The following is a 19,782-nucleotide window of genomic DNA, read 5'->3' as shown; positions in this document are numbered from 1 at the left end:
TCGTTCCTTCGTCACTACGACGAGACCCAAATCCTCCTTAATCTACAACCGTAAATCTGTGCCATTGGTGCTGACGGCGAACAATCCCGTGCAATGGTGCAAAACCTGCCCCCGGCCGCGTAGCATGCGTTCTCAATTCATCCTCCTGTGCCGAGACGGCTATCCTCTATAATGCGCGGAACGAAGGAGGTTTCCTGACCCAGGAGCGCGACGGGCCATAATCCCGACATAATGATGCAATTGCCAAGGCAGCAATCGAAGCGGCGGCCAGCGCCGAGAACCATCGAGGGCACCGCTGCGGTAAGCCGGCGAATGGCGGTATGCCCAATGTTGAAAATAAATGGTGCCAGAAGAGGCATCACATACGAGCTCTTTTTAGATTTATATTCAGCTGCTTAGGTAATTCGGACTGAGCCAAAGGACCGCAAAAGGCCCGCAAAAACCGTCTAATGCACTGGTTCGATGCCTTTTTCGGGACTTAAAATTGATTCTGCGGCACCAAATGACGCGGTCGATTTTTGTCTGCTTCGCGCCCTAATTTTGGTCAAGAGATGATCATCGAACGAGCTTTCGAAAGCGGGCGTCGCGACAGATAATTGTCGATCGATAACGATTGAAAGAACCAGCCTTACTTCAGAACCCCCGCTTATCTCCTGCCATCAGGTTACCCGCGCACTGTCGCGTGTAGGTCATTTTCCAAGGAGGAAAGTTCTGACTTGCCTCGAAGGAAAGTCGCATCTAGTCATTTTCCTTCGAAGAAAGTGAGGGTTTGGCAATGGTGTTGGTAGACAGTTTGGTCCTTCTGGTCGTGCTGTGCGGGCTCGCGTGGATGTCTTGGCGCGATTCGCGCGACTACGCAGCTTTCAAGAAGTTTGATTCCAGCGCGGACCGGGTGCGCTTTTACCGCCGGTGGACTTTCGTTCCGATGGCGCTTTTCGGTGTCGGTGGATTAGCCGTGCTGCTGACCTTCGGGAGACTGGACTTACTATACTCTCTGCCCGTTGAATTCGCGCCATTGATCGCTCCCTTCGAGGCAGTTTCGGAACCCGAAGGTTCCAGCTTTGAAACGGTGCTCGGAATGGCCAGTGGCTTGCTTCTAGGCCTTACCATCACGGCAGTGATCTGGCGTCGGCGGTTGAAGAAGATGTCACAACCGGTGGTCGGCGACATTGAAGCTCTTTTGCCGCGCAACGGAAAGGAGGTGGCATGCTGCATCCCTCTGGCTCTGAACGCCGGCATCAGCGAGGAGATCTTCTATCGCGCCGCCCTTCCGCTGTTGGTGCTGGAAGCTACCGGATCAGTATGGGCGTCGCTGACGATCTCGATCGCGGCATTCGGATTGGCGCACTGGTATCAGGGTTGGAAGGGCGTTCTCGCGACCAGTGCGATGGGTGCGCTCTTCTTCTGGCTCTATCTCTCGAGCGGATCCGTCATCAAGCCGATTGCGATGCACGTGCTCATCGATATGATCGGCCTGGTGATCAGGCCTCTGGTTTCTCAGTATCTGGTTAGGCGACGTGCAAGTGCCGAGGCGAGTGAGGGGGCCTTGCCAGCAATGCCGTCAGGAGCAGCTACGGTTGTCGAGACAGAGGTAAGCACATGAACAACTCTGAGGACCCACGGGACGCACTGGCAGCTCTCGAGTCCACGAATGATCGTCTGGCGAGACGAATGAGGTGGCCGATCTGGAGGCATTTTGCCGGTGGATTGCTCATGACGCTGATTGTCGCGGCAGTAGCTCTCCCTCGTGATGTCGCAGCCGTAGTCTTCGTGACGGCAATGGTCCTGATGTTGTTGATTGTCCGGGACGATAAGAAGCGTCACGGCATGTTCGTGAGCGGATATCAACGAGGCAGGACCGTGTGGATCGTAGCAGCGATCATCGTCCTGAACCTATCCGCGCTGGTCATCGTCCTCACCCAGTTCGAGGACCCGACCGACGATCCATGGTTCTGGGTGACGTTGTCAATCGTCGCTCTCGGGACATCGGGACTCAGCTGGATCTGGGAACGGGTGTATCGCAGAGATGTGCGTGAAGGGAGGTTATGAGCGTGGGTCTCGACGAGATGTTCAACGCTTCCGCGCGCCTGCAGATCGCAGCAATTCTTCTCCGCGCCGACGAAGCCGAATTCTCGGTCATTCGAGACGTCATCGAGGTGAGTGACTCGGCTCTTTCGAAACATCTCTCGACACTGTCAGAAGCGGGCTATGTATCGATCAAGAAAGCGCCCCGGAACGGCCGCCGGCGAACTTGGGCAGCGCTCACGTCTAAGGGCCGACGGGCCTTTCAGCAGCACGTGAAGGCGCTCCAGGAAATGATCACGGTGGCCGACGAGAAGATCGGTGAGATTGCTTCGGACTAGATGAAACTGAGGACAATTATGAAGCTGTCGAACTGAATGCCCAGGTCGCGGGGCAATTGGGCGGTTTGAGGCCGAAATGGCCGAACGGCGAACCTCTGCCCGTTCACGCCACTTTGGGCTTCCATTGCCAGTTTATGGGAGTGCGCTGAACGTCCGCAACAGAGGGCTGGAGCTTTCATAGAAGCGGACTCGCTGACCGTCTGCTTTTTGGCGCTTGCTTTCCGAAACCGGACAGTCTCCTCCCGGCCCCTTTCCAGCCATTTCGGCAGTCTTCCACAGCTCTTTTCTGAGCGAGTGTAGGTATATCTAACCTGCTCAACTTGTCGTGGCCGGTAGTTGCATTTAGCGCAATGGCCGCTTTGCGCCCTCAATCCGGCGGCTCTGCCTTGTCGTCGACGATCCCGAAAGCCGCCATTCGTTGAGCCAGCGCTCAACTGGTTCAGACCCGACATTGCGCTCACGGCCCAACAGGCGTGGCCACCATTATGTTCGGAGTGCAGCAATCAGGGCGTCTCGAGCCATGGCCACGCGCGGGTGTCGCAGCGATGAGCGTGCCCAGACGAGGTAGTAAGCATTGCGCGGCACCGTGACCGGGGCGGGTATCTCGATCAGCGTGCAGGCAGCGCGTTCGGTGCGGGTGAGATAGCCGGGCAGAACCGTCCAGCCGATGCCCGCGCACAATCCCGACCGTAGCACCCTCAAATCGGGCGCGGTCAAGGCGGGCTGGCTGGTCAGCTCGATCTGGTTTGCATGGAGCCAGGTTCGCAGCAGCGGCCTGTCGAGATCGTAGGCGAGGTGGGCTGTTTGATTGAGCCCTTCGACCAGCGACAATTCAGCAATCCGGCTCGCCACGGCGGGCGAGGCTACGGCGCGCAGGTGTTCCTCGCCCAGTGCATGGAAGGCCAACCGCGGATCTTCGGGTTGCGAGGCGGTGACAGCCAGGTGCACCTTGTCTTCGAGCAGCAAGGCATAGAGCGCCTCGCGCCCGCCGATATGCAGGCGCAGGTCTAGCCCCGCATCCAGCAGCGGCGCCAGTCGGGGCGCGATCATCTCTCCCAGCAGGTCCGACGGCGCGGCGATGTGGACCGTGCCCGAGATGCGCGACGAACGGGCCCGCGCGCTGGCCAGTGCCGATTCCGCCGTATCGAGGCTGCTTCCGATCGAAGCCGCCAGATCGTCGGCAATCGCTGTTGGTCGGACGCCGCGCGAATGGCGATCAAACAAGGGACGGCCCAATTGCGCTTCGAGTGAGGCGATGTGCTGCGACGCCGCCGGTTGGGTGATGCCGATTGCCCGAGCCGCCTCGCTCAGCGAACGACGGCGGTAGACTTCGACGAAGGTGCGCAACTGCAGGAGGGACATTCCGGTTCCATAAGCGGATTTATGGCCGTCCGCCATTCCTGCTGGATTTCATGATGCCGTTCCCTGCCTATCTAGGTCGCCGAAAGGAACGATCGAATGCAAAATCGCCGCCAACTGCTGAAAGCTCTCACCGCTTTCTTTGTGGCGGGTGCGGCTGCGCCGGTTGCGTTTGCTCGTGTTCCCGACATCAATGGAAAAGGACAATTGACGATGACCCGCATTCTGATGGTGGCCACCTCCGCCGACCGCATGACTCCCGGCACCGAACCGACGGGTGTCTGGCTCGAGGAACTTACCACCCCGTATTATGCCTTCCGCGATGCGGGCGCCGAGGTGACGTTGGCCTCGATCAAGGGCGGCGCCATCCCCGTCGACCAGCGCAGCGTCAACGCCGACGGCGAGAACGACGCTTCGGTCGAACGCTATCTGAAGGACGAGGCCCTGAAGGCCGAGGTTGCGAGCACCCCTGTATTCACAAGCATCGATCCCGCCGGCTACGACGCGCTGTTCCTGCCCGGCGGCCACGGCACCATGTTCGATTACCCCGGCAGCGACGAACTGGCTCGCCTGGTCGAACGCTTCGACCGCGAAGGCAAGATCGTCGCCGCCGTCTGCCATGGACCGGCAGGGCTGGTCTCGGCGAAGAAGGCCGATGGCACGCCCCTCGTGGCTGGCCGCCGTGTCGCGGGCTTCACGGACAGCGAGGAACGCGCGGTCGGTCTCGATCAGGCGGTGCCGTTCCTGCTCGAAACGCGCCTCAAGGAACTCGGCGGCAACCACGAGGGCGGCCCCGATTTTGCCCCGTTCGCCCTGCGCGACGGCAATCTGGTGACGGGCCAGAACCCCGCCAGCGCTACCCGCACCGCGGAGCTCCTGATGGAAGCCCTCAAGGACAAGGTCGCCTGATCATGCGCTATCTCCACACCATGGTGCGCGTCGCCGATCCCGAGGCGGCGATCCGTTTCTTCACGCTGCTGGGTCTCAAGGAGACCCGGCGCATGGAGAACCAGGCCGGGCGTTATACGCTGATCTACCTTGCCGCCGACGAGGATTTCCGCGGCGGCGGCGAGCAGGGCGATGCCGAGGTCGAGTTGACGTACAACTGGCCGCCCGAGGACGGCACCCCTGCCGAGACTTATACCGGGGGCCGAAACTTTGGCCACCTCGCCTACGGGGTCGACGACATCTACGAAACGTGCGCGCGGCTGCAGGCGGGCGGCGTGACGATCAATCGCCCCCCGCGTGACGGATACATGGCGTTCGTCCGCTCGCCGGACGGTATCTCGATCGAACTGCTGCAGAAGGGCGAACACAAGGCCCCGGCCGAACCCTGGGCCTCCATGCCCAACACGGGCGAATGGTGATGGCGAAATTGTTCGAACCGATTGAGGTTGGCGGGCTGCGGCTGGCCAACCGCATCGTCATCGCGCCGATGTGCCAGTATTCGGCAGTCGACGGCGCGATGACCGACTGGCACCAGATGCATCTCGGCCAGTTGGCGCTCTCGGGCGCGGGCGCGCTGACGATAGAGGCGACCGCGGTCAGCCCGGAAGGGCGCATCACCTACGGTGACGTCGGCCTCTACGATGACCTTACCGAAGCGGCGATGCGAAGCGTGCTCGAAAGTGTGCGCCGGTGGTCGGACGTGCCGCTGATCATCCAGCTGGCCCATGCCGGCCGCAAGGCGAGCTGCGCCAAGCCGTGGCACGGCGGAACGCAGATCGCCCCCGATGCCCAGAATGGCTGGCAGACCGTGGCACCCAGCGCCATTCCCTTCGCTCCCGACGACCATCCCCCTGTCGAACTGGACAAGTCAGGGCTTGCCCCCATCCGGGAGGCGTTCGCGGATGCCGCCCGGCGCGCCGGCAGGCTCGGCATCGATGCCATCCAGATCCACGCCGCGCATGGCTATCTGCTCCACGAGTTTCTTTCGCCGATCTCCAACCGGCGCGGCGACGAATACGGCGGCAGCCTCGACAACCGGATGCGCTTCCCGCTCGAAGTGTTCGCTGCCGTGCGCGAAGCGTTTCCGGCCGACCGCCCGGTGAGCGTTCGCGTTTCCGGGACCGACTGGGTTGAAGGCGGCTGGACAGCGGAGGAAACCGCAAGGTTTGCGCAGGAGCTGGAGCGGCGCGGTTGCGCGGCGATCCACGTTTCCAGCGGCGGGCTCGACCCGCGCCAGCAGATCCCGGTCGGCCCCGGCTATCAGGTACCGCTGGCGCGGACGGTCAAGGACGCGGTCGCCATGCCTGTCGTGGCGGTCGGAATGATCACCGATCCGCACCAGGCGGAGCGCATCCTCGAAGACGGGCATGCCGACGCCATAGCGATAGCCCGCGCTGCGCTGTGGGATCCGCGCTGGCCCTGGCACGCCGCCGCCGCGCTTGGCGCATCGGTAAAGGCGCCCCCGCAATATCTCCGGTCCGAGCCCCACGAAGCGGGCCGCATTCTCAAGGAAATGATCCCATGAAAATCTCCGTCAAACTGCTTTTTGCCGCTGGCGCTGCCCTCTCGCTTGCCGCCTGCGCGACGACCCGCGATGGTGCATCCGCGCCCCAGATCGAACAGGTCGCGACCTTCGATGGAGCGATGCCGACTGGCGTAACTGTCGCCCCCAACGGGCGCATCTTCGTCAACTTTCCGCAATGGGGCGATAACGCGCCATTCACGGTTGCCGAGCTGGTCGACGGCAAGGCGGTGCCCTATCCCGACGCCGCGACCAATCGGCCCGATCCGGCCGACCCGGCTGGGCATTTCATCTCGGTGCAGAGCGTGGTGGCAGACGGCGCCAATCGCCTGTGGGTGCTCGACACGGCGGCGCCCAAATTCTCTCAACCGCAGGCCGGCGGTGCAAAGCTGGTGGCAATCGACCTCGCGACCGACCGGGTGGTGAAGACGATCGTCCTGCCGCCCAGCGTGGTGCTGCCCACGACCTACCTCAACGACGTGCGCTTCGATCTGCGTCAGGGCGCCGAGGGCGTCGCCTACATCACCGACAGCAGCAACGAAGGGATCGGCGGCATCATCGTCGTCGATATCGCCAGCGGACGTGCGATCCGGCGCCTATCGAACCATGCGACGACCAACCCCGAGCCCGGCTTCACCCCGGTTGTCGACGGCGCGGTGCTCATGAACCGCCCCGCCGATGGACCCGCGACGCCGGTAACAATCGCGAGCGACGCAATCGGGCTTAGCGCCGACGGCAGCCTGCTGTATTACGGTCCACTGTCGGGCCGCACGCTGCACGCGGTCCCCACGGCCATGCTGCGCGATCCTGCGGTGTCCGAAGAGGAACTGGGCCGCGCGGTCCGCAGCCTGGGGCGCAAAGGCGCCTCGGACGGGATTGCCGAAGACGACAAGGACCGCGTGTTCGCCGGCGATTACGAGAATAACGCGATCCGTATGCTCGACCAGGGCCGCTGGACGACGGTGGTCAGCGACCCCCGCATCAGCTGGCCCGACACGCTGTCGATCGGCACCGACGGCTATCTCTACTTCACTGCCAACCAGCTCCACCGCCAACCCGGCTTCCACGGCGGGCGGGACTTGCGCCGCAAGCCTTACGAGCTGCTCCGCATCCGGGTGGGCGCCGGGCCCGTCCTCTTGCGCTCACAGTGATCCCATCAGGCCGGGCAGGCTCGCGCGGGGCCGCGATCCGGCGAAAAATCAACTACTGACTTGAAGGAATACTATCATGACAAAGGGTATCGAAGGCAAGGTCGTTCTCATTACCGGCGGCAGCAGCGGTATCGGCGCGGAAACCGCGCGGCTTCTCGCGGAACGCGGCGCGAAGGTGGCGATCGCCGCGCGGCGCAAGGACAGGCTCGACGAGGTCGTCGCGGACATCGCCGCAAACGGCGGCACGGCGCGGAGCTACGCGCTGGACGTGACCGACAAATCGGCGGTCCAGTCCGTCGTCGCCGCAATCATTGCCGACTTCGGCCGCCTCGACGTGCTGATCAACAATGCCGGGCTGATGCCGATCCGTCCGATAGCCGAGGTCAACACCGACGAGTGGGACCAGATGATCGACGTCAATCTGAAGGGTACGCTCTACGGCATCGCGGCGGCCCTTCCCGGTTTTCTCGAGCAGGGCAGCGGTCACATTATCAACTTGAGCTCGGTTGCGGGTATCAAGGTCTTCGCACCGGGCGGCACGGTCTACTCCGGCACCAAGTTTGCCGTCAGCGCGATCAGTGAGGGCTTGCGCCACGAGGTGGGGGAGAAGGTCCGGGTCACGTCAATCGAGCCTGGAGCTGTCGAAAGCGATTTGAAGTTCACGACCTCTGGCACGGCTGCCGAGACGGTGCTGGACTTCTACAAGCAGGCCATTCCGACGGCATCGGTGGCGCGTGCTATCGCGTTCGCTGTCGAGCAGCCTGATGATGTCGACATCAATGCGATCGTCATCCGGCCGACCGCACAGGAGTTCTGATTTCGACGAGGAGGCGGGGCCGGGTGTGCTCCGCCTCTTATGGAACGTGCCGGCCCGCTCGTCCGTTAGTTTGCCGAACAATATCTGTCCGTTTCACTTGAGGAATAAATTATGCCCAAACTTGCCCTGTATGTACCGCTGAAGGCCAAGCCCGGAAAAGAGCGCGAAGTCGCCGATTTCCTGACCTCGGCATTGCCGCTCGTTCAAGCTGAGCCGGGCACTCTGACCTGGTATGCGATCGAGGAAGGTCCGGGTGCGTACGCGATCTTCGATACGTTCGACACAGAGGAAGATCGCCAGGCCCATCTTGACGGCAAGGTTGCCGCCGCACTGATGGACAAGGCAGACGAACTGTTTTCCGAACCGCCGCAGATTCACAAGCTCACCCTGCTGGCCGCGAAATAGCGGAGCGGTCGGCACCCTAGCGCGTCGCTCTCACCGCCCGGGTGGGGGGAACCCCGGGCCCGGCGGCGTGCACTGAACAGCTTTCCCCGAACTGGCCAAGGAGACACGCCATGCGCACCATCCAGACACTCGACCTGAACGACACGCGGACGATCATCGATGCGGGGATCGCGGAGGCCGAGCGGATCGGCAGCCCGTCGAACATCGCGGTGGTGGACGCGGGCGGCTGCCTCCTGGCGTTCGCGCGGATGGATGATGCGTGGCGCGGCAGCGTCGACATCGCGATAAGCAAGGCGTGGACGGCGCGCGCGTTCGACGTCGAGACCAAGGCGCTGGCGAAGCTCGCCCAGCCGGGCGCCGACTTCTACGGCATCCATGCCTCCAACGACGGCAAGGTGATGATCTTCGCCGGGGGCGTGCCGATCAAGGAGGGCGAGACGGTGATCGGCGCGGTGGGCGTGTCGGGCGGCACCGGCAAGCAGGATCAGGCTGTGGCCGAGGCGGCGGCGCAGGCTTTCGCGCACGGCTGAGCCTTGGAGCGCGGCGGCACCGGCTCAATCGACGGCGGCGGGCTCGGGCACTGGCCAGTGCAGTGTAAAGCAATACAACCGGCGACTGATGAGGCTTATCGAGCAAGACCGGGCCAATCCTGCCCAAATCATCTCGCACCGAATGCCGCTTGATCAGGCACCAGACGCCTTCAAGCATTTCGACGAGCGCGATGCTGGTTGGACGAAGGTCGTGCTCAAGCCGGGCATCTGACAATCTTGGACGGAATAGGAGATAAATTATGACTTTAGAAGGCAAATCGGTCGCCATTCTGATCGCACCCCGCGGGACGGAAGAACCAGAATTCTCGAAGCCCAAGCAAGCTGTCGAGGACGCTGGTGGCAAAGTGACCGTGGTCAGTTTTGAATCGGGCAAGGCGCGCACAGTCAACGGCGATCTCGACGAGGGCGGCAGCTATACTATCGACAAGACGTTTTCCGATGCCAAAGCCGACGATTTCGACGGACTTGTCGTGCCCGGAGGGACCGTCGGTGCCGACAAGCTGCGCGGCAGCGACGAGGCAATCGGTTTCATCCGGGCTTTCTTCGATCAGAAAAAACCTGTTGCGGCCATATGCCATGCACCCTGGACATTGATCGAGGCGGACGTGCTCAAGGGTCGCACCTTGACGTCCTACCCGACGCTGAAGGTCGATATCGAGAACGCCGGCGGTGAATGGACCGATGAGGAAGTCGTGGTCGACAACGGCCTTGTTACCAGCCGCGATCCCGATGATTTGCCCGCCTTCTGTGCCAAACTCGTCGAGGAAATCGCAGCAGGGAATTAAGACGGGGCGTTTCGACGAACCACGTGAGGGCCATCTCCATGGATAAGGTCTGCACAAAGCAAGCGTGGCGGATGGCCAGGGATTGGCCGTCCGCCACGCCGCGTATCACACGAACATGGCCCACCTCATGGGCACTCGAACCCTGAGCCGCGTCAATCCGCGGTGACATCTCGCCGGCTCCCTTTTCAGATTCGACCCATTCCAATCTGTGGTTGAGATGCACCTGATCGAACGTGCGTTCGGCCAGATTTAGGACCTACAGCGCCGCCTTGAGATAGCGGGCGGTGAGACTGCCTTCCGCTTGCGCAACGACGCCAGGGACGCCGCTGGCAACGATACGGCCCCCGTCTTCCCCGGCCCCCGGTCCCAGGTCGATGATCCAGTCCGCCTGGGCGATGGCGCGCATGTCATGTTCGACGACTACGACGGTATTGCCGGCGTCTACGAGGCCCTGCAGGTGTTGCATCAGCCGGTCGCCATCGGAGGGGTGAAGACCCGAAGTCGGCTCGTCGAGGATGTAGATCGTGTTGCCGCGTTGAGCGCGCTGCAGTTCAGTCGCCAGCTTGATGCGCTGCGCCTCCCCGCCAGACAGCTCGGTCGCCGGCTGACCGAGCCTTAGATAGCCAAGACCGATCTCCCGCAACACGTCGAGGGAGCGCATCACAGATGCCTCGCCAGCGAAGAAATCGCACGCATCGTCGACCGTCAGTTTGAGCACCTGGGCGATATTGCGCCCGTTCCATTCGACTTCGAGCGTTTGCGGGTTGTAGCGAGAGCCATGACAGGTCGAGCACGGGGCAAAAACGCTCGGCAGGAACAGCAGCTCCACCATGACGTAACCCTCGCCCTCGCACACAGGGCAGCGGCCTTGCGGGACGTTGAACGAGAACCTTCCCGGGCTGTAATGCCGCCGGCGGGCGAGCGGCGTATCAGCGAAGATCCGTCGCACATGGTCGAACAGGCCGCTGTAGGTGGCTAGGTTCGAGCGCGGTGTGCGGCCAATCGGTTTCTGATCGACCCGCACCAGCCTGCGAACATGCTCCATGCCTGCGACAATGCGTCCGTCAGTGTCGTTCTGCGCAACATCGAGCAGCGGATCGGCATCCTCCTCCTCGGCCACGGGTGAGCCGCCGAGGTGTTCCATGACGAGCTCGGGCAGCGCCTGACTGACAAGACTGGATTTGCCCGATCCCGAAACGCCGGTGACAGCGGTGAAGCAGCCGATGGGAAACTCCACGTCGAGACCATGGAGATTGTTCCGCCTGATCCCTTCCAGGCGTAGCCATGCCTTGGGATCGCGCGGTATGCGCTCACTGCGTAGCGGCTCTGCGAACAGGTAGCGGCGGGTGATCGAAGTCTCGACGTCGGCAAGCCCTTCTATCGGCCCGCTGTAGAGGACTTCACCGCCCTTTTCCCCGGCTCCAGGCCCGACATCGACGAGCCATTCCGCGCGGCGGATCACGTCGAGATCATGTTCGACGACGAACAGGGAGTTGCCCGCCGCCTTGAGACGCTCGAGGATGGTGAGCAAGGCTTCACCATCTGCCGGGTGCAACCCTGCCGAAGGCTCGTCAAGCACATAGACCACGCCGAAAAGCTGTGACGACAATTGCGTGGCAAGCCGCAAGCGCTGCAGCTCTCCGGAGGAGAGCGTCGGCGTGCTGCGGTCGAGCGAAATGTAGCCAAGGCCAAGATCGATCAGCGGCTCTAGCCGCTCGATCAATTCGCAGGCAAGGCGTTGGGCGGCGACCCGCTTTTCATCGGAAAGATTGGGCGTGCGGCGCACGTCGGGCGCAGCCTTGTGCGCCGAACCTCCTGCCGCGACTCGCCGTTCGACCGCCGCATCGCGGGCCGCCTTGCCGACGACATGGCCCTTCGGGACCGCCGCGGCGCCCCCGTATTCGCCATGCGCGACGGGCGTGAGCAAGTCCCGGAGTTTCAACACCGTCAGGTCGCCGAACTCGGCGATGTCGAGGCCCGCGAACTTCACGGACAGGGCTTCGCGCTTCAGGCGCTTGCCGTCGCAGGTCGGGCAATCGCGGCCGATGATATATTGCGAGACGCGCTTCTTCATCAGCGCGCTTTTAGTGTTGGCGAAGGTTTCCAGCACATAACGGCGCGCGCCGGTGAAGGTGCCCTGGTAGCTCGGTTCCATGCCGCGCTTGAGCGCCGTCCGGGTCTGTTCGGGCGTCAGGCCCGCATAGACCGGCACCGTCGGCGCCTCTTCAGTGAAGAGGATCCACTCGCGATCCTTTTTCGGCAGGTCGCGCCACGGGGTATCGACGTCATAGCCGAGCGAAACGAGGATATCGCGCAGGTTCTGGCCATGCCAGGCGGTCGGCCAGGCGGCGATCGCCCGCTCGCGAATGGTGAGGCTGTCGTCAGGAACCATGGTCTCTTCGGTCGCGTCATAGACGCGCCCGATGCCGTGACACGTCGGGCAGGCGCCGGCGACCGTGTTGGGGGAGAAATCCTCCGCATAGAGCATGGGTTGATTGCGCGGATATTCGCCGACGCGCGAATAAAGCATCCGCACCAGGCTGGATAGCGTCGTCACGCTGCCGACCGAGGATCGCGCGTTGGCCGAACCGCGCTGCTGCTGCAACGCGACCGCAGGCGGCAAACCGTCGATCGCGTCGACTTCCGGAACCCCGGCCTGGTCGATCAGCCGACGGGCATAGGGCGCAACCGATTCCAGGTAACGCCGCTGGGCTTCGGCATAGAGGGTGCCGAACGCGAGCGATGACTTGCCCGAGCCCGATATGCCGGTGAACACCACGAAGGCGTCGCGCGGTACATCGACGTCAATATTCTTGAGGTTATTCTGGCGCGCGCCGCGAACCTGCACGCAAGCGGGCGGCCCCGTATGCCCATGATCGGTGGCCGGCGTCGTCGCGTGAATATCCTTGCTCTTCACTTCAGTCTTCCTGCCTTATTCGCCCGTGGGCCCGTGGTTCATCACGGTCGGGAAAAAGATGAATGCATCGCGACGCGTTGCCCATTTGCCAGAGCGCGCGTCATCATGGCCGGGGTCGGGCCATGATGACGGCCGAATTGTCGATCCGGGCGCTTCGCGCCGCTTCGCATCGACCGGTCAGTAGTGAATGACCGAGCGGATCGACTTGCCTTCGTGCATCAGCTCGAAGGCCTCGTTGATCTCCTCCAAACCCATCGTGTGGGTTACGAACGGGGCCAGATCGATATCGCCTCTCATCGCGTCCTCGACCATGCTGGGAAGCTGTGTCCGTCCCTTGACGCCGCCGAAAGCGGACCCCTTCCATACGCGGCCCGTGACGAGCTGGAATGGGCGGGTGGAGATTTCCTCGCCCGCGCCGGCAACGCCGATCACGATCGATTGACCCCAGCCACGGTGCGCTGATTCAAGCGCGGCGCGCATGACGTGGACGTTGCCGATGCACTCGAAGGTATGATCGATGCCCCAGCCCGTCATCTCGATCAGCACTTGCTGGATGGGCTTATCATGATCCTTGGGGTTGATGCACTCGGTCGCACCGAACTGGCGTGCCAGCTCGAACTTGGACGGATTGGTGTCGATGGCGATGATGCGACCCGCCTTCGCCTGGCGCGCACCCTGAATCGCCGCGAGGCCGATGCCGCCGAGTCCGAACACGGCGACCGAGTCTCCGGGCTGGACCTTGGCGGTATTGTGGACTGCGCCGATGCCGGTCGTGACGCCGCAGCCGAGCAGGCAGACATGTTCGGGGTTTGCCTCGGGATTGATCTTGGCGAGCGAGACTTCTGCGACGACAGTATATTCACTGAAGGTTGAACAGCCCATGTAATGATAGAGGGGCTGGCCATTGTACGAAAAGCGGGTGGTCCCATCGGGCATCAAGCCCTTGCCCTGCGTTTCGCGGACAGCGACGCACAGGTTGGTCTTGCCCGACAGGCAGAAGTCGCACTTGCCGCACTCGGCAGTGTAGAGCGGAATCACGTGATCGCCCGGCACGACGCTAGTGACGCCTTCACCGACCTCGACAACGATGCCCGCGCCCTCGTGGCCCAGAACCACCGGGAAAACACCCTCCGGATCACTCCCCTCCAGCGTGTACGCGTCGGTGTGGCACACACCGGTGTGCGTCACCCGTATGAGGACTTCGCCTTTTTGCGGTGGGGCGACATCGATTTCGACGATTTCGAGGGGCTTGCCGGCCTCGAAGGCAACAGCGGCGCGAGATTTCATGTTGGGATACCTTCGTTGAGTTAAACTGATTGCTGGTGCGAGTCCGTTGCGTCAGCGCCGCTATGCCGGTCAGACCGTAACGACGACTTTGCCGATCTGGTCGTTCGATTCGAGGAAGCGGTGCGCGTCCTGGATGGCGTCGAGCGGGAAGGTGCGCGCGATCCGCGGCTTGAGCGCGCCCGATTCCAGACCCGCCACGATGAACGCCATGGCGCGATCGAGGGCGGCATCGTCCGACACGATCTCGCTGTAGAGATACCCCTTGAGCGTGAGGCTCTTGCCCAACACGGAGAACAACGGGAACGGCGTCGGCTCACCGCTGAGCGCGCCGTATTGGAGCAGGATGCCGCCGCGTGCCATGCTTTCGGTCAGCGGCTCGAACGACGGGCCTCCGACCGGATCGAGCACCACGCGCGCACCCTGACCATCGGTTATCTCCATCACCCTCGCTACCAGGTCCTCTTCCTCGGTCGCGACGACATGATGTGCACCGGCATCGATCAGGGACTGGCGCTTGGCGCCGGTACGCGTCGTCGCGATGACCGTCGCGCCGACCATCCGCGCAATCTGGAAGGCAGCAAGGCCGACGCTGCTGGAGGCAGCAGTGACGATGACGAAATCGCCCTCGCCGAGCTTCGCCTGCTCCACCAGCGCACCCCAGGCGGTGACATACTGCATCCACACGGCCGCCGCTTCCTCGAACGACAGCGCCGCCGGATGCTTGACGACGAGGCGGGCGGGCACGTTGGCGACTTCCCCATAAGTGCCCCAGCGCGCGATATCGAGCGGGGGGATGACGCTGACGGCTTCGCCTTCCGCAAACCCGGTCACGTCCGCGCCGACCGCAGCGACAGTGCCGGCAGCCTCATAGCCAAGGCGGCTCGGGAACTCGGCTTCCTGAAGGTAGGCATGGTTGCGGAACATCACCTCGGCGCGGTTTATGCCTATCGCCTTCACCGCGATCTGCACTTCGTCGACCGCGGGCGCGGGGACTGCCACATCTTCAATCCTGAGGACGCTGGCGTCGCCATATTCGTGGATACGGACAATGCGGCTCATTGGAGGCTCCTTGATTATTGAATGATCGTTCTGTAAGGGTGCGAACCACCAGTTTCAAGATATTATTTATCGATCGTTCCATATCGTGCACCAGAGATGACAGAGACGAAAGCCCGTCGCCGCGCAGGTCGCCCTCGAGTGTTCGACACTGACGCTGCGCTCGACAAGGCGGTGCGGCTGTTCTGGCAGCGCGGCTACGAGGCGACATCGATGGCCGATCTGGTGGCGGAGACTGGCGTCGCCGCCGCCAGCCTCTATGCAGCGTTTGGCAACAAGGCGGGGCTGTTTGCGGCGGTGATCGAGCGCTACGCCGCGACGTTCAGCGTCCATCTCTATGCACCCATAAACGATCCGGCGTTGTCCACCTACGAGGCCGTCAAAGGCCTGCTGGAACGAGCGGCGTCTTCATTCTCGGAACCTGGAACGCCGGCCGGCTGCTTCATGTATTCGGCAGCTGCAGCCGTTTCGCCGGCGTCCGCCACCATCGAATGCCTTCTGCGCGACAAGCGTCTCGCGGCGGAGGCCCTCCTGATCGAGCGTCTGCAACGCGGCGCCGCTCAGGGCGAGCTTGCGGCCGACACCGATCCGGCCGTGCTAGGCAAATTCATCAATACGGTCATGGAAGGCATGTCCGTTCAGGCGCGCGACGGCGCTACGATCGACGAACTGCTCTCCATCGCCAAAATGGCGCTCGATCGATGGCCGGCCGCGATATGATCGTTACATGGTGGTCATCTGCCAATCCGCCTCCCGCGACCGAACAGTCGAACTCATCTCATAGGACGAAAGCACATGAAACACGTGACATTGCCGGCGGGGAAGTGGTTCTTGCGACACTCGACGCGGCATTTCCCAGGCCACGCGACCGCCGTCCACTCGAGATGCTTTAGCGTCAGATGACGATATTGTCGCTCGAAGGAACAAAGCGCAAACCGGATCGGCGGTAGAAGCCGAATTTAAACTTGTTGAGCCTGCCACTGGCGCGTGAAGTATCACTTCGCAAGCCTTCGCGCAGCAAGGTGAACCACTAGGAGTCTTCTTATGGATCTGATGCCCGCACTCTTTATCGGCCACGGAAGCCCGATGAACACGCTCGAGAGCAATGGCTACACCTCGGCCTGGCGGGCATTCGGGACTGAGTTGCCCCGCCCCAAGGCGATCCTCGTGGTTTCTGCACATTGGTATTTCGGTGCCACGGCGGTGACGGCCATGGCACGCCCTCGCACAATCCACGATTTCTACGGTTTCCCACAGGAGTTGTTCGACTTTGAATATCCGGCCGAGGGCGATCCGGACCTCGCGAAAGAGATCGTTGAGCTGGTGAAGCCCGAGTGGGTGGGTCTCGACCAGGATCAGTGGGGTCTCGATCACGGAACGTGGTCGGTGCTCGCGCACCTCTACCCTGAGGCCGACATCCCGGTGGTGCAGCTCTCGATCAACGCGCTCAAGCCGCTGAGCTATCATCTTGACCTTGGCGCAAGACTGGCAGCCTTGCAGGACCGCGGCATCCTGGTGGTCGCTAGCGGAAATGTCGTTCACAACCTCCGAGCCGTGCGCTGGAACCAGCCCGACTTTGCGTTCGACTGGGCAGAGCGTTTCGACGAAGCAGCGGTTCGCCAACTGGCAGAAAACCCGGGCGATCTGCTGCGCCTTGTGGAGCATCCCGATTATGCCGCCGCGGTTCCCACGCCCGACCATTTCGTTCCGCTGCTTTATCTTGCCGGAATGGCGGTCGCCAGCAACGAAACCCTTGATCCGCTGGTGCGCGGCTATTCGATGGGTTCAGTGTCCATGACCTGTTACGGTCTTGGCACTGAAGGTTTGGCATGCTCCGAAAAAACGGGCGCGGCCAACTTGCCGAGTGATGTGCCTGCCGACCAGACGAATACATGATCCCTCGGCACACGGCGGACAGGCATGATGAAGTCAGGACGGAACATGCGAAACGTCGGAGTTCGTCTTGATCCTTGAACACGGGAACATGTCGGAATCCTGGCTCTGCCCTCTCGGCTCGCGAAGTCGCGCCTAATGATTTTGCCTTCCTAAAGGACGTGTTCGACCGAACTGACGAGGATCATGCCGCGGATTTTCTCGACCATCAGCTGTGGGCGCTGCGCACCCGCTGAGGACCTTCGCACGGAATTTGCCCGCCGCCAATGCGTCGATCACGCCGCCCAGCGCACAGGGAGCGAATATGTCCGCCTTAGCCGAGAGGATGCCGGCGGCACTAACGACGGTGGCGCCGGTTGCGTTGGCCACGCGCGCTGCCGCGGCGGCGTTAACATCGGACACCAGCAATTGCGCCCCTGCCTGGTGCAGCATCTGCACGAGTGCGACGCCAACATGACCGACGCCTTGAATGGCGATCGTGCAGTCGGACAGTGGACGATGCAGCCTTCGGTTGGCGGCAAGCTCCATCGAAAGAAAGACCCCACGCGCGGTCCATGGCGATGGATCGCCGCCGACGCCGGTAACCCGGCGACATGGGCCGTATGTGTTCGCACCAGCGCCATGTCTTAAGGGTCGTACCGACGTCCTCTGCCGTGACGTACTGCCCATTCGCCGCCGCTGCCTGGTACCCGTTTCATCCTTTTACGATGTCGAAGGACCAAAGGACGCTAAAGACCGTATCTGGTTCGACCACCCCGATGGCAACGAGCTCGTATGCGCCGGTATCTAGCGCGACAGCGACGAATGGGGCGTTGCTATTCGATGACCATGACCGACGCTTCTAAAAAGGCCTCGCGCTTCCACAACCAAAAGCTGCTCATCCTCATGCCCGCCGATCGCTAGCTCGATCACAACCGCACCGACGCCGTGGCGGCCCGCCGACCTTATTGAGGCGAGCTCACGATCGATCGGACGTCCGACTCCTTGCTTGAAGGTTAGTTCATTCAGTCTCAGATAACCGGTACCTGAATCATAGCTCCTCCGGCTTCATCACGCACTTGATGCAACCGTCGTGCTTGTCGCGGAAAGTCTTGTAGAAATCCGGACCGTCCTTCAGGTCGCCGCGATGGGTGATGATTTCCGACAGGTCGATCTCGCCCGCCTCGACCCGCTTCAGTAGTGGCGCGAGGTAGCGCTGCATGTGTGTCTGTCCCGATTTCATGGTGAGCCCCTTGTTCATGAAAGGCCCGATCGGGAACGTCACCTTATCGGCATAGACGCCGGGGACGGACAGCGTCCCGCCCTTGCGCACCGACATGACCATTTCCTGCAGCGCAAACGGCTGGTCGGACATGCCGGTGGTGTGCAGCTCGACCTTGTCCTTGATATCGCCCAGCACGCCGTGCCCGTGGGCCTCAGCGCCGACCGCGTCGATGCCTGCATCCGGTCCCCGGCCACCCGTCATCTCGTCTAGCGCCTCCTTGACGTCGGTCTGGCTGTAATCGATGGTTTCGGCCTTGCCGTAGCTCGCGGCGAGTGCCAGCCTTTCAGGCACCCGGTCGATCACGATGACCCGTTCCGCTCCCATCATCCACGCGCTGCGCACCGCGAACTGGCCGACCGGTCCTGCTCCCCACACCGCAACGGTTTTGCCCTTTTCATCGCCGATGGCGTTTTCCGCCGCCATCCAGCCAGTCGGAAAGATATCGGACAAGAACAGCACCTTGTCGTCCGGTAGGTCGTTTTCCAGCTTGATCGGACCGACATCGGCGTGGGGCACCCTGACATATTCTGCCTGACCGCCGGAATAGCCACCGGTCAGATGGGAATAGCCGAAAAGTCCGGCAGGAGCGTGGCCCATGGCCGCGCGCGCGTTTTCCGCGGTGCGATTGGTCGTATCGCACAGAGAATACATTTCACGCTGGCAGAACCAGCATTCGCCGCAGGATATGGTGAAGGGCACCACCACCCGGTCGCCGACCTTCAACCTTTTGACATCCGCACCGACCTCGACGACTTCGCCCATGAATTCGTGGCCCAGGATATCGCCCTGTTTCATCTTGGGAACGACACCATCCATCAGATGCAGGTCGGAGCCGCAGATCGCGGTCGAACTGACCTTGAGAATGCAGTCCCGGGGATCCTCGATGCGAGGATCGTCGACCGTTTCGCAGCGGATGTCGTTCGTTCCGTTCCAGACTAATGCGCGCATATTTGGGCCTTTTCGATGAATTCGGTTATTCCTTCTACCCTTTCAAACCTCAGAAGTTCCTAGTGTGGCAGATGTTAGACAGCCATTGGGTTGGGATCGACCGAGGCGTTTTTTACGCTTTGCTTGATGCCATCGATCGAGTTGCCGAAATGGGACTGACAGCACCATCACAATTGACTGTCCTCTCAACCTGCAATGACACCAGTAGTTTGTCATCGCTTGCAAGTGCTTATGCCGGTGCCAGGCTTCTTCAATGGTAGCGTGCTTGACACACCTCGCGGCATCGGAAGCGATGACTGAAGGGCGGAAATCTAGATTATCCGGCGAATGTCTATGGTCTACGATACTGCTGCCAGGACCGAAGATCCTCTTCCGACCCAAAAAAGATGGTGTGAGCGCGGAGGCGAGCTCCGCTGTGCGCTTTTTCGAATACTAACCCGTCGTATTCACTGGACCGGTCCTAAAGGGTTAGCGGGAGTGGCCTAAGCCTCTGATCTGAATTAGGAACTGGGTGTC

At 62.1% G+C, this 19,782-nt stretch carries 20 protein-coding genes; 14 read left to right on the top strand and 6 right to left on the bottom strand.

Annotated features, from left to right (window positions below; all coding sequences use genetic code 11):
* The first annotated feature begins 781 nt into the window (after window positions 1-781).
* From K4G67_RS11410 to K4G67_RS11400, 3 genes are all read left to right on the top strand, one after another.
* Entirely contained in the window at window positions 782-1,603 is an 822-nt protein-coding gene (locus K4G67_RS11410) for a CPBP family intramembrane glutamic endopeptidase (RefSeq protein ID WP_239806487.1), read from the top strand.
* 110 nt (window positions 1,604-1,713) lie between these two features.
* Window positions 1,714-2,049, top strand: a complete 336-nt coding sequence (locus tag K4G67_RS11405) for a hypothetical protein (RefSeq protein WP_239806486.1) — start codon at window positions 1,714-1,716, stop codon at window positions 2,047-2,049.
* Window positions 2,046-2,363 (top strand): winged helix-turn-helix domain-containing protein, encoded by a 318-nt coding sequence (locus K4G67_RS11400; RefSeq protein WP_239806485.1) that lies wholly within the window; start codon window positions 2,046-2,048, stop codon window positions 2,361-2,363. Before K4G67_RS11405 ends, K4G67_RS11400 begins: the two co-directional genes overlap by 4 nt.
* Window positions 2,364-2,846: 483 nt before the next feature.
* Here the strand turns inward: K4G67_RS11400 and K4G67_RS11395 are convergent, their stop codons facing one another.
* Window positions 2,847-3,725: a LysR family transcriptional regulator gene (locus tag K4G67_RS11395; RefSeq protein ID WP_239806484.1), complete on the bottom strand. Its 879-nt coding sequence runs from the start codon at window positions 3,723-3,725 to the stop codon at window positions 2,847-2,849.
* A 96-nt stretch (window positions 3,726-3,821) separates the two neighbouring features.
* Between K4G67_RS11395 and K4G67_RS11390 the strand changes: the two genes are divergently transcribed.
* From K4G67_RS11390 to K4G67_RS11350, 9 genes are all read left to right on the top strand, one after another.
* Window positions 3,822-4,631 carry a type 1 glutamine amidotransferase domain-containing protein gene (locus K4G67_RS11390; protein WP_239806483.1) on the top strand — a complete coding sequence of 270 codons (810 nt, stop codon included), beginning with the start codon at window positions 3,822-3,824 and terminating at the stop codon, window positions 4,629-4,631.
* Complete coding sequence (locus K4G67_RS11385; RefSeq protein ID WP_239806488.1) at window positions 4,631-5,089, top strand: VOC family protein; 459 nt, start codon at window positions 4,631-4,633, stop codon at window positions 5,087-5,089. Before K4G67_RS11390 ends, K4G67_RS11385 begins: the two co-directional genes overlap by 1 nt.
* Window positions 5,089-6,195 (top strand): NADH:flavin oxidoreductase/NADH oxidase, encoded by a 1,107-nt coding sequence (locus K4G67_RS11380; protein ID WP_420830029.1) that lies wholly within the window; start codon window positions 5,089-5,091, stop codon window positions 6,193-6,195. The genes K4G67_RS11385 and K4G67_RS11380 overlap by 1 nt, the downstream gene beginning before the upstream one ends.
* Window positions 6,192-7,343 (top strand): L-dopachrome tautomerase-related protein, encoded by a 1,152-nt coding sequence (locus K4G67_RS11375; protein WP_239806481.1) that lies wholly within the window; start codon window positions 6,192-6,194, stop codon window positions 7,341-7,343. Before K4G67_RS11380 ends, K4G67_RS11375 begins: the two co-directional genes overlap by 4 nt.
* 76 nt (window positions 7,344-7,419) lie before the next feature.
* Window positions 7,420-8,160 (top strand): SDR family oxidoreductase, encoded by a 741-nt coding sequence (locus tag K4G67_RS11370; protein WP_239806480.1) that lies wholly within the window; start codon window positions 7,420-7,422, stop codon window positions 8,158-8,160.
* Between the two features lie 111 nt (window positions 8,161-8,271).
* The gene (locus K4G67_RS11365) at window positions 8,272-8,565 is read left to right on the top strand and encodes a putative quinol monooxygenase (protein ID WP_239806479.1); all 294 of its coding nucleotides are present in this window, start codon (window positions 8,272-8,274) and stop codon (window positions 8,563-8,565) included.
* A 110-nt stretch (window positions 8,566-8,675) separates the two neighbouring features.
* Window positions 8,676-9,095, top strand: a complete 420-nt coding sequence (locus tag K4G67_RS11360; protein ID WP_239806478.1) for a GlcG/HbpS family heme-binding protein — start codon at window positions 8,676-8,678, stop codon at window positions 9,093-9,095.
* 88 nt (window positions 9,096-9,183) lie between these two features.
* Complete coding sequence (locus tag K4G67_RS11355; protein WP_239806477.1) at window positions 9,184-9,327, top strand: hypothetical protein; 144 nt, start codon at window positions 9,184-9,186, stop codon at window positions 9,325-9,327.
* Window positions 9,328-9,355: 28 nt separating this feature from the next.
* Window positions 9,356-9,901, top strand: a complete 546-nt coding sequence (locus K4G67_RS11350) for a type 1 glutamine amidotransferase domain-containing protein (RefSeq protein WP_239806476.1) — start codon at window positions 9,356-9,358, stop codon at window positions 9,899-9,901.
* 256 nt (window positions 9,902-10,157) lie between these two features.
* Here K4G67_RS11350 and K4G67_RS11345 read toward each other — a convergent pair whose 3' ends face one another.
* The 3 genes from K4G67_RS11345 to K4G67_RS11335 all read right to left on the bottom strand — a co-directional run bounded on the left by K4G67_RS11345 (window position 10,158) and on the right by K4G67_RS11335 (window position 15,164).
* Window positions 10,158-12,818 carry an excinuclease ABC subunit UvrA gene (locus tag K4G67_RS11345; RefSeq protein ID WP_239806475.1) on the bottom strand — a complete coding sequence of 887 codons (2,661 nt, stop codon included), beginning with the start codon at window positions 12,816-12,818 and terminating at the stop codon, window positions 10,158-10,160.
* A 177-nt stretch (window positions 12,819-12,995) separates the two neighbouring features.
* Entirely contained in the window at window positions 12,996-14,105 is a 1,110-nt protein-coding gene (locus K4G67_RS11340) for an S-(hydroxymethyl)glutathione dehydrogenase/class III alcohol dehydrogenase (RefSeq protein WP_239806474.1), read from the bottom strand.
* A gap of 69 nt (window positions 14,106-14,174) precedes the next feature.
* Complete coding sequence (locus K4G67_RS11335; protein ID WP_239806473.1) at window positions 14,175-15,164, bottom strand: zinc-dependent alcohol dehydrogenase family protein; 990 nt, start codon at window positions 15,162-15,164, stop codon at window positions 14,175-14,177.
* A 138-nt stretch (window positions 15,165-15,302) separates the two neighbouring features.
* Between K4G67_RS11335 and K4G67_RS11330 the strand changes: the two genes are divergently transcribed.
* A complete protein-coding gene (locus tag K4G67_RS11330; RefSeq protein ID WP_239806472.1) occupies window positions 15,303-15,881 on the top strand; it encodes a TetR/AcrR family transcriptional regulator in 579 nt (192 codons plus the stop codon).
* A gap of 324 nt (window positions 15,882-16,205) precedes the next feature.
* Window positions 16,206-17,057, top strand: coding sequence for a 4,5-DOPA-extradiol-dioxygenase (gene ygiD, locus K4G67_RS11325; protein ID WP_239806471.1), 852 nt, complete (start codon window positions 16,206-16,208; stop codon window positions 17,055-17,057).
* 132 nt (window positions 17,058-17,189) lie between these two features.
* Here ygiD and K4G67_RS11320 read toward each other — a convergent pair whose 3' ends face one another.
* Both K4G67_RS11320 and K4G67_RS11315 read right to left on the bottom strand, forming a co-directional pair.
* Window positions 17,190-17,723: a Rossmann-fold NAD(P)-binding domain-containing protein gene (locus K4G67_RS11320; protein WP_476695957.1), complete on the bottom strand. Its 534-nt coding sequence runs from the start codon at window positions 17,721-17,723 to the stop codon at window positions 17,190-17,192.
* A 361-nt stretch (window positions 17,724-18,084) separates the two neighbouring features.
* Entirely contained in the window at window positions 18,085-19,266 is a 1,182-nt protein-coding gene (locus tag K4G67_RS11315) for a zinc-dependent alcohol dehydrogenase (protein WP_239806469.1), read from the bottom strand.
* Between the last annotated feature and the right edge of the window lie 516 nt (window positions 19,267-19,782).

It is taken from the genome of Croceicoccus hydrothermalis (genome assembly GCF_022378335.1).
GTDB classification, from domain to species: Bacteria; Pseudomonadota; Alphaproteobacteria; order Sphingomonadales; family Sphingomonadaceae; genus Croceicoccus; species Croceicoccus hydrothermalis.
The sequence above is the reverse complement of the archived record's forward strand: the minus strand, read 5'-3'. Positions and strand labels throughout refer to the sequence as shown.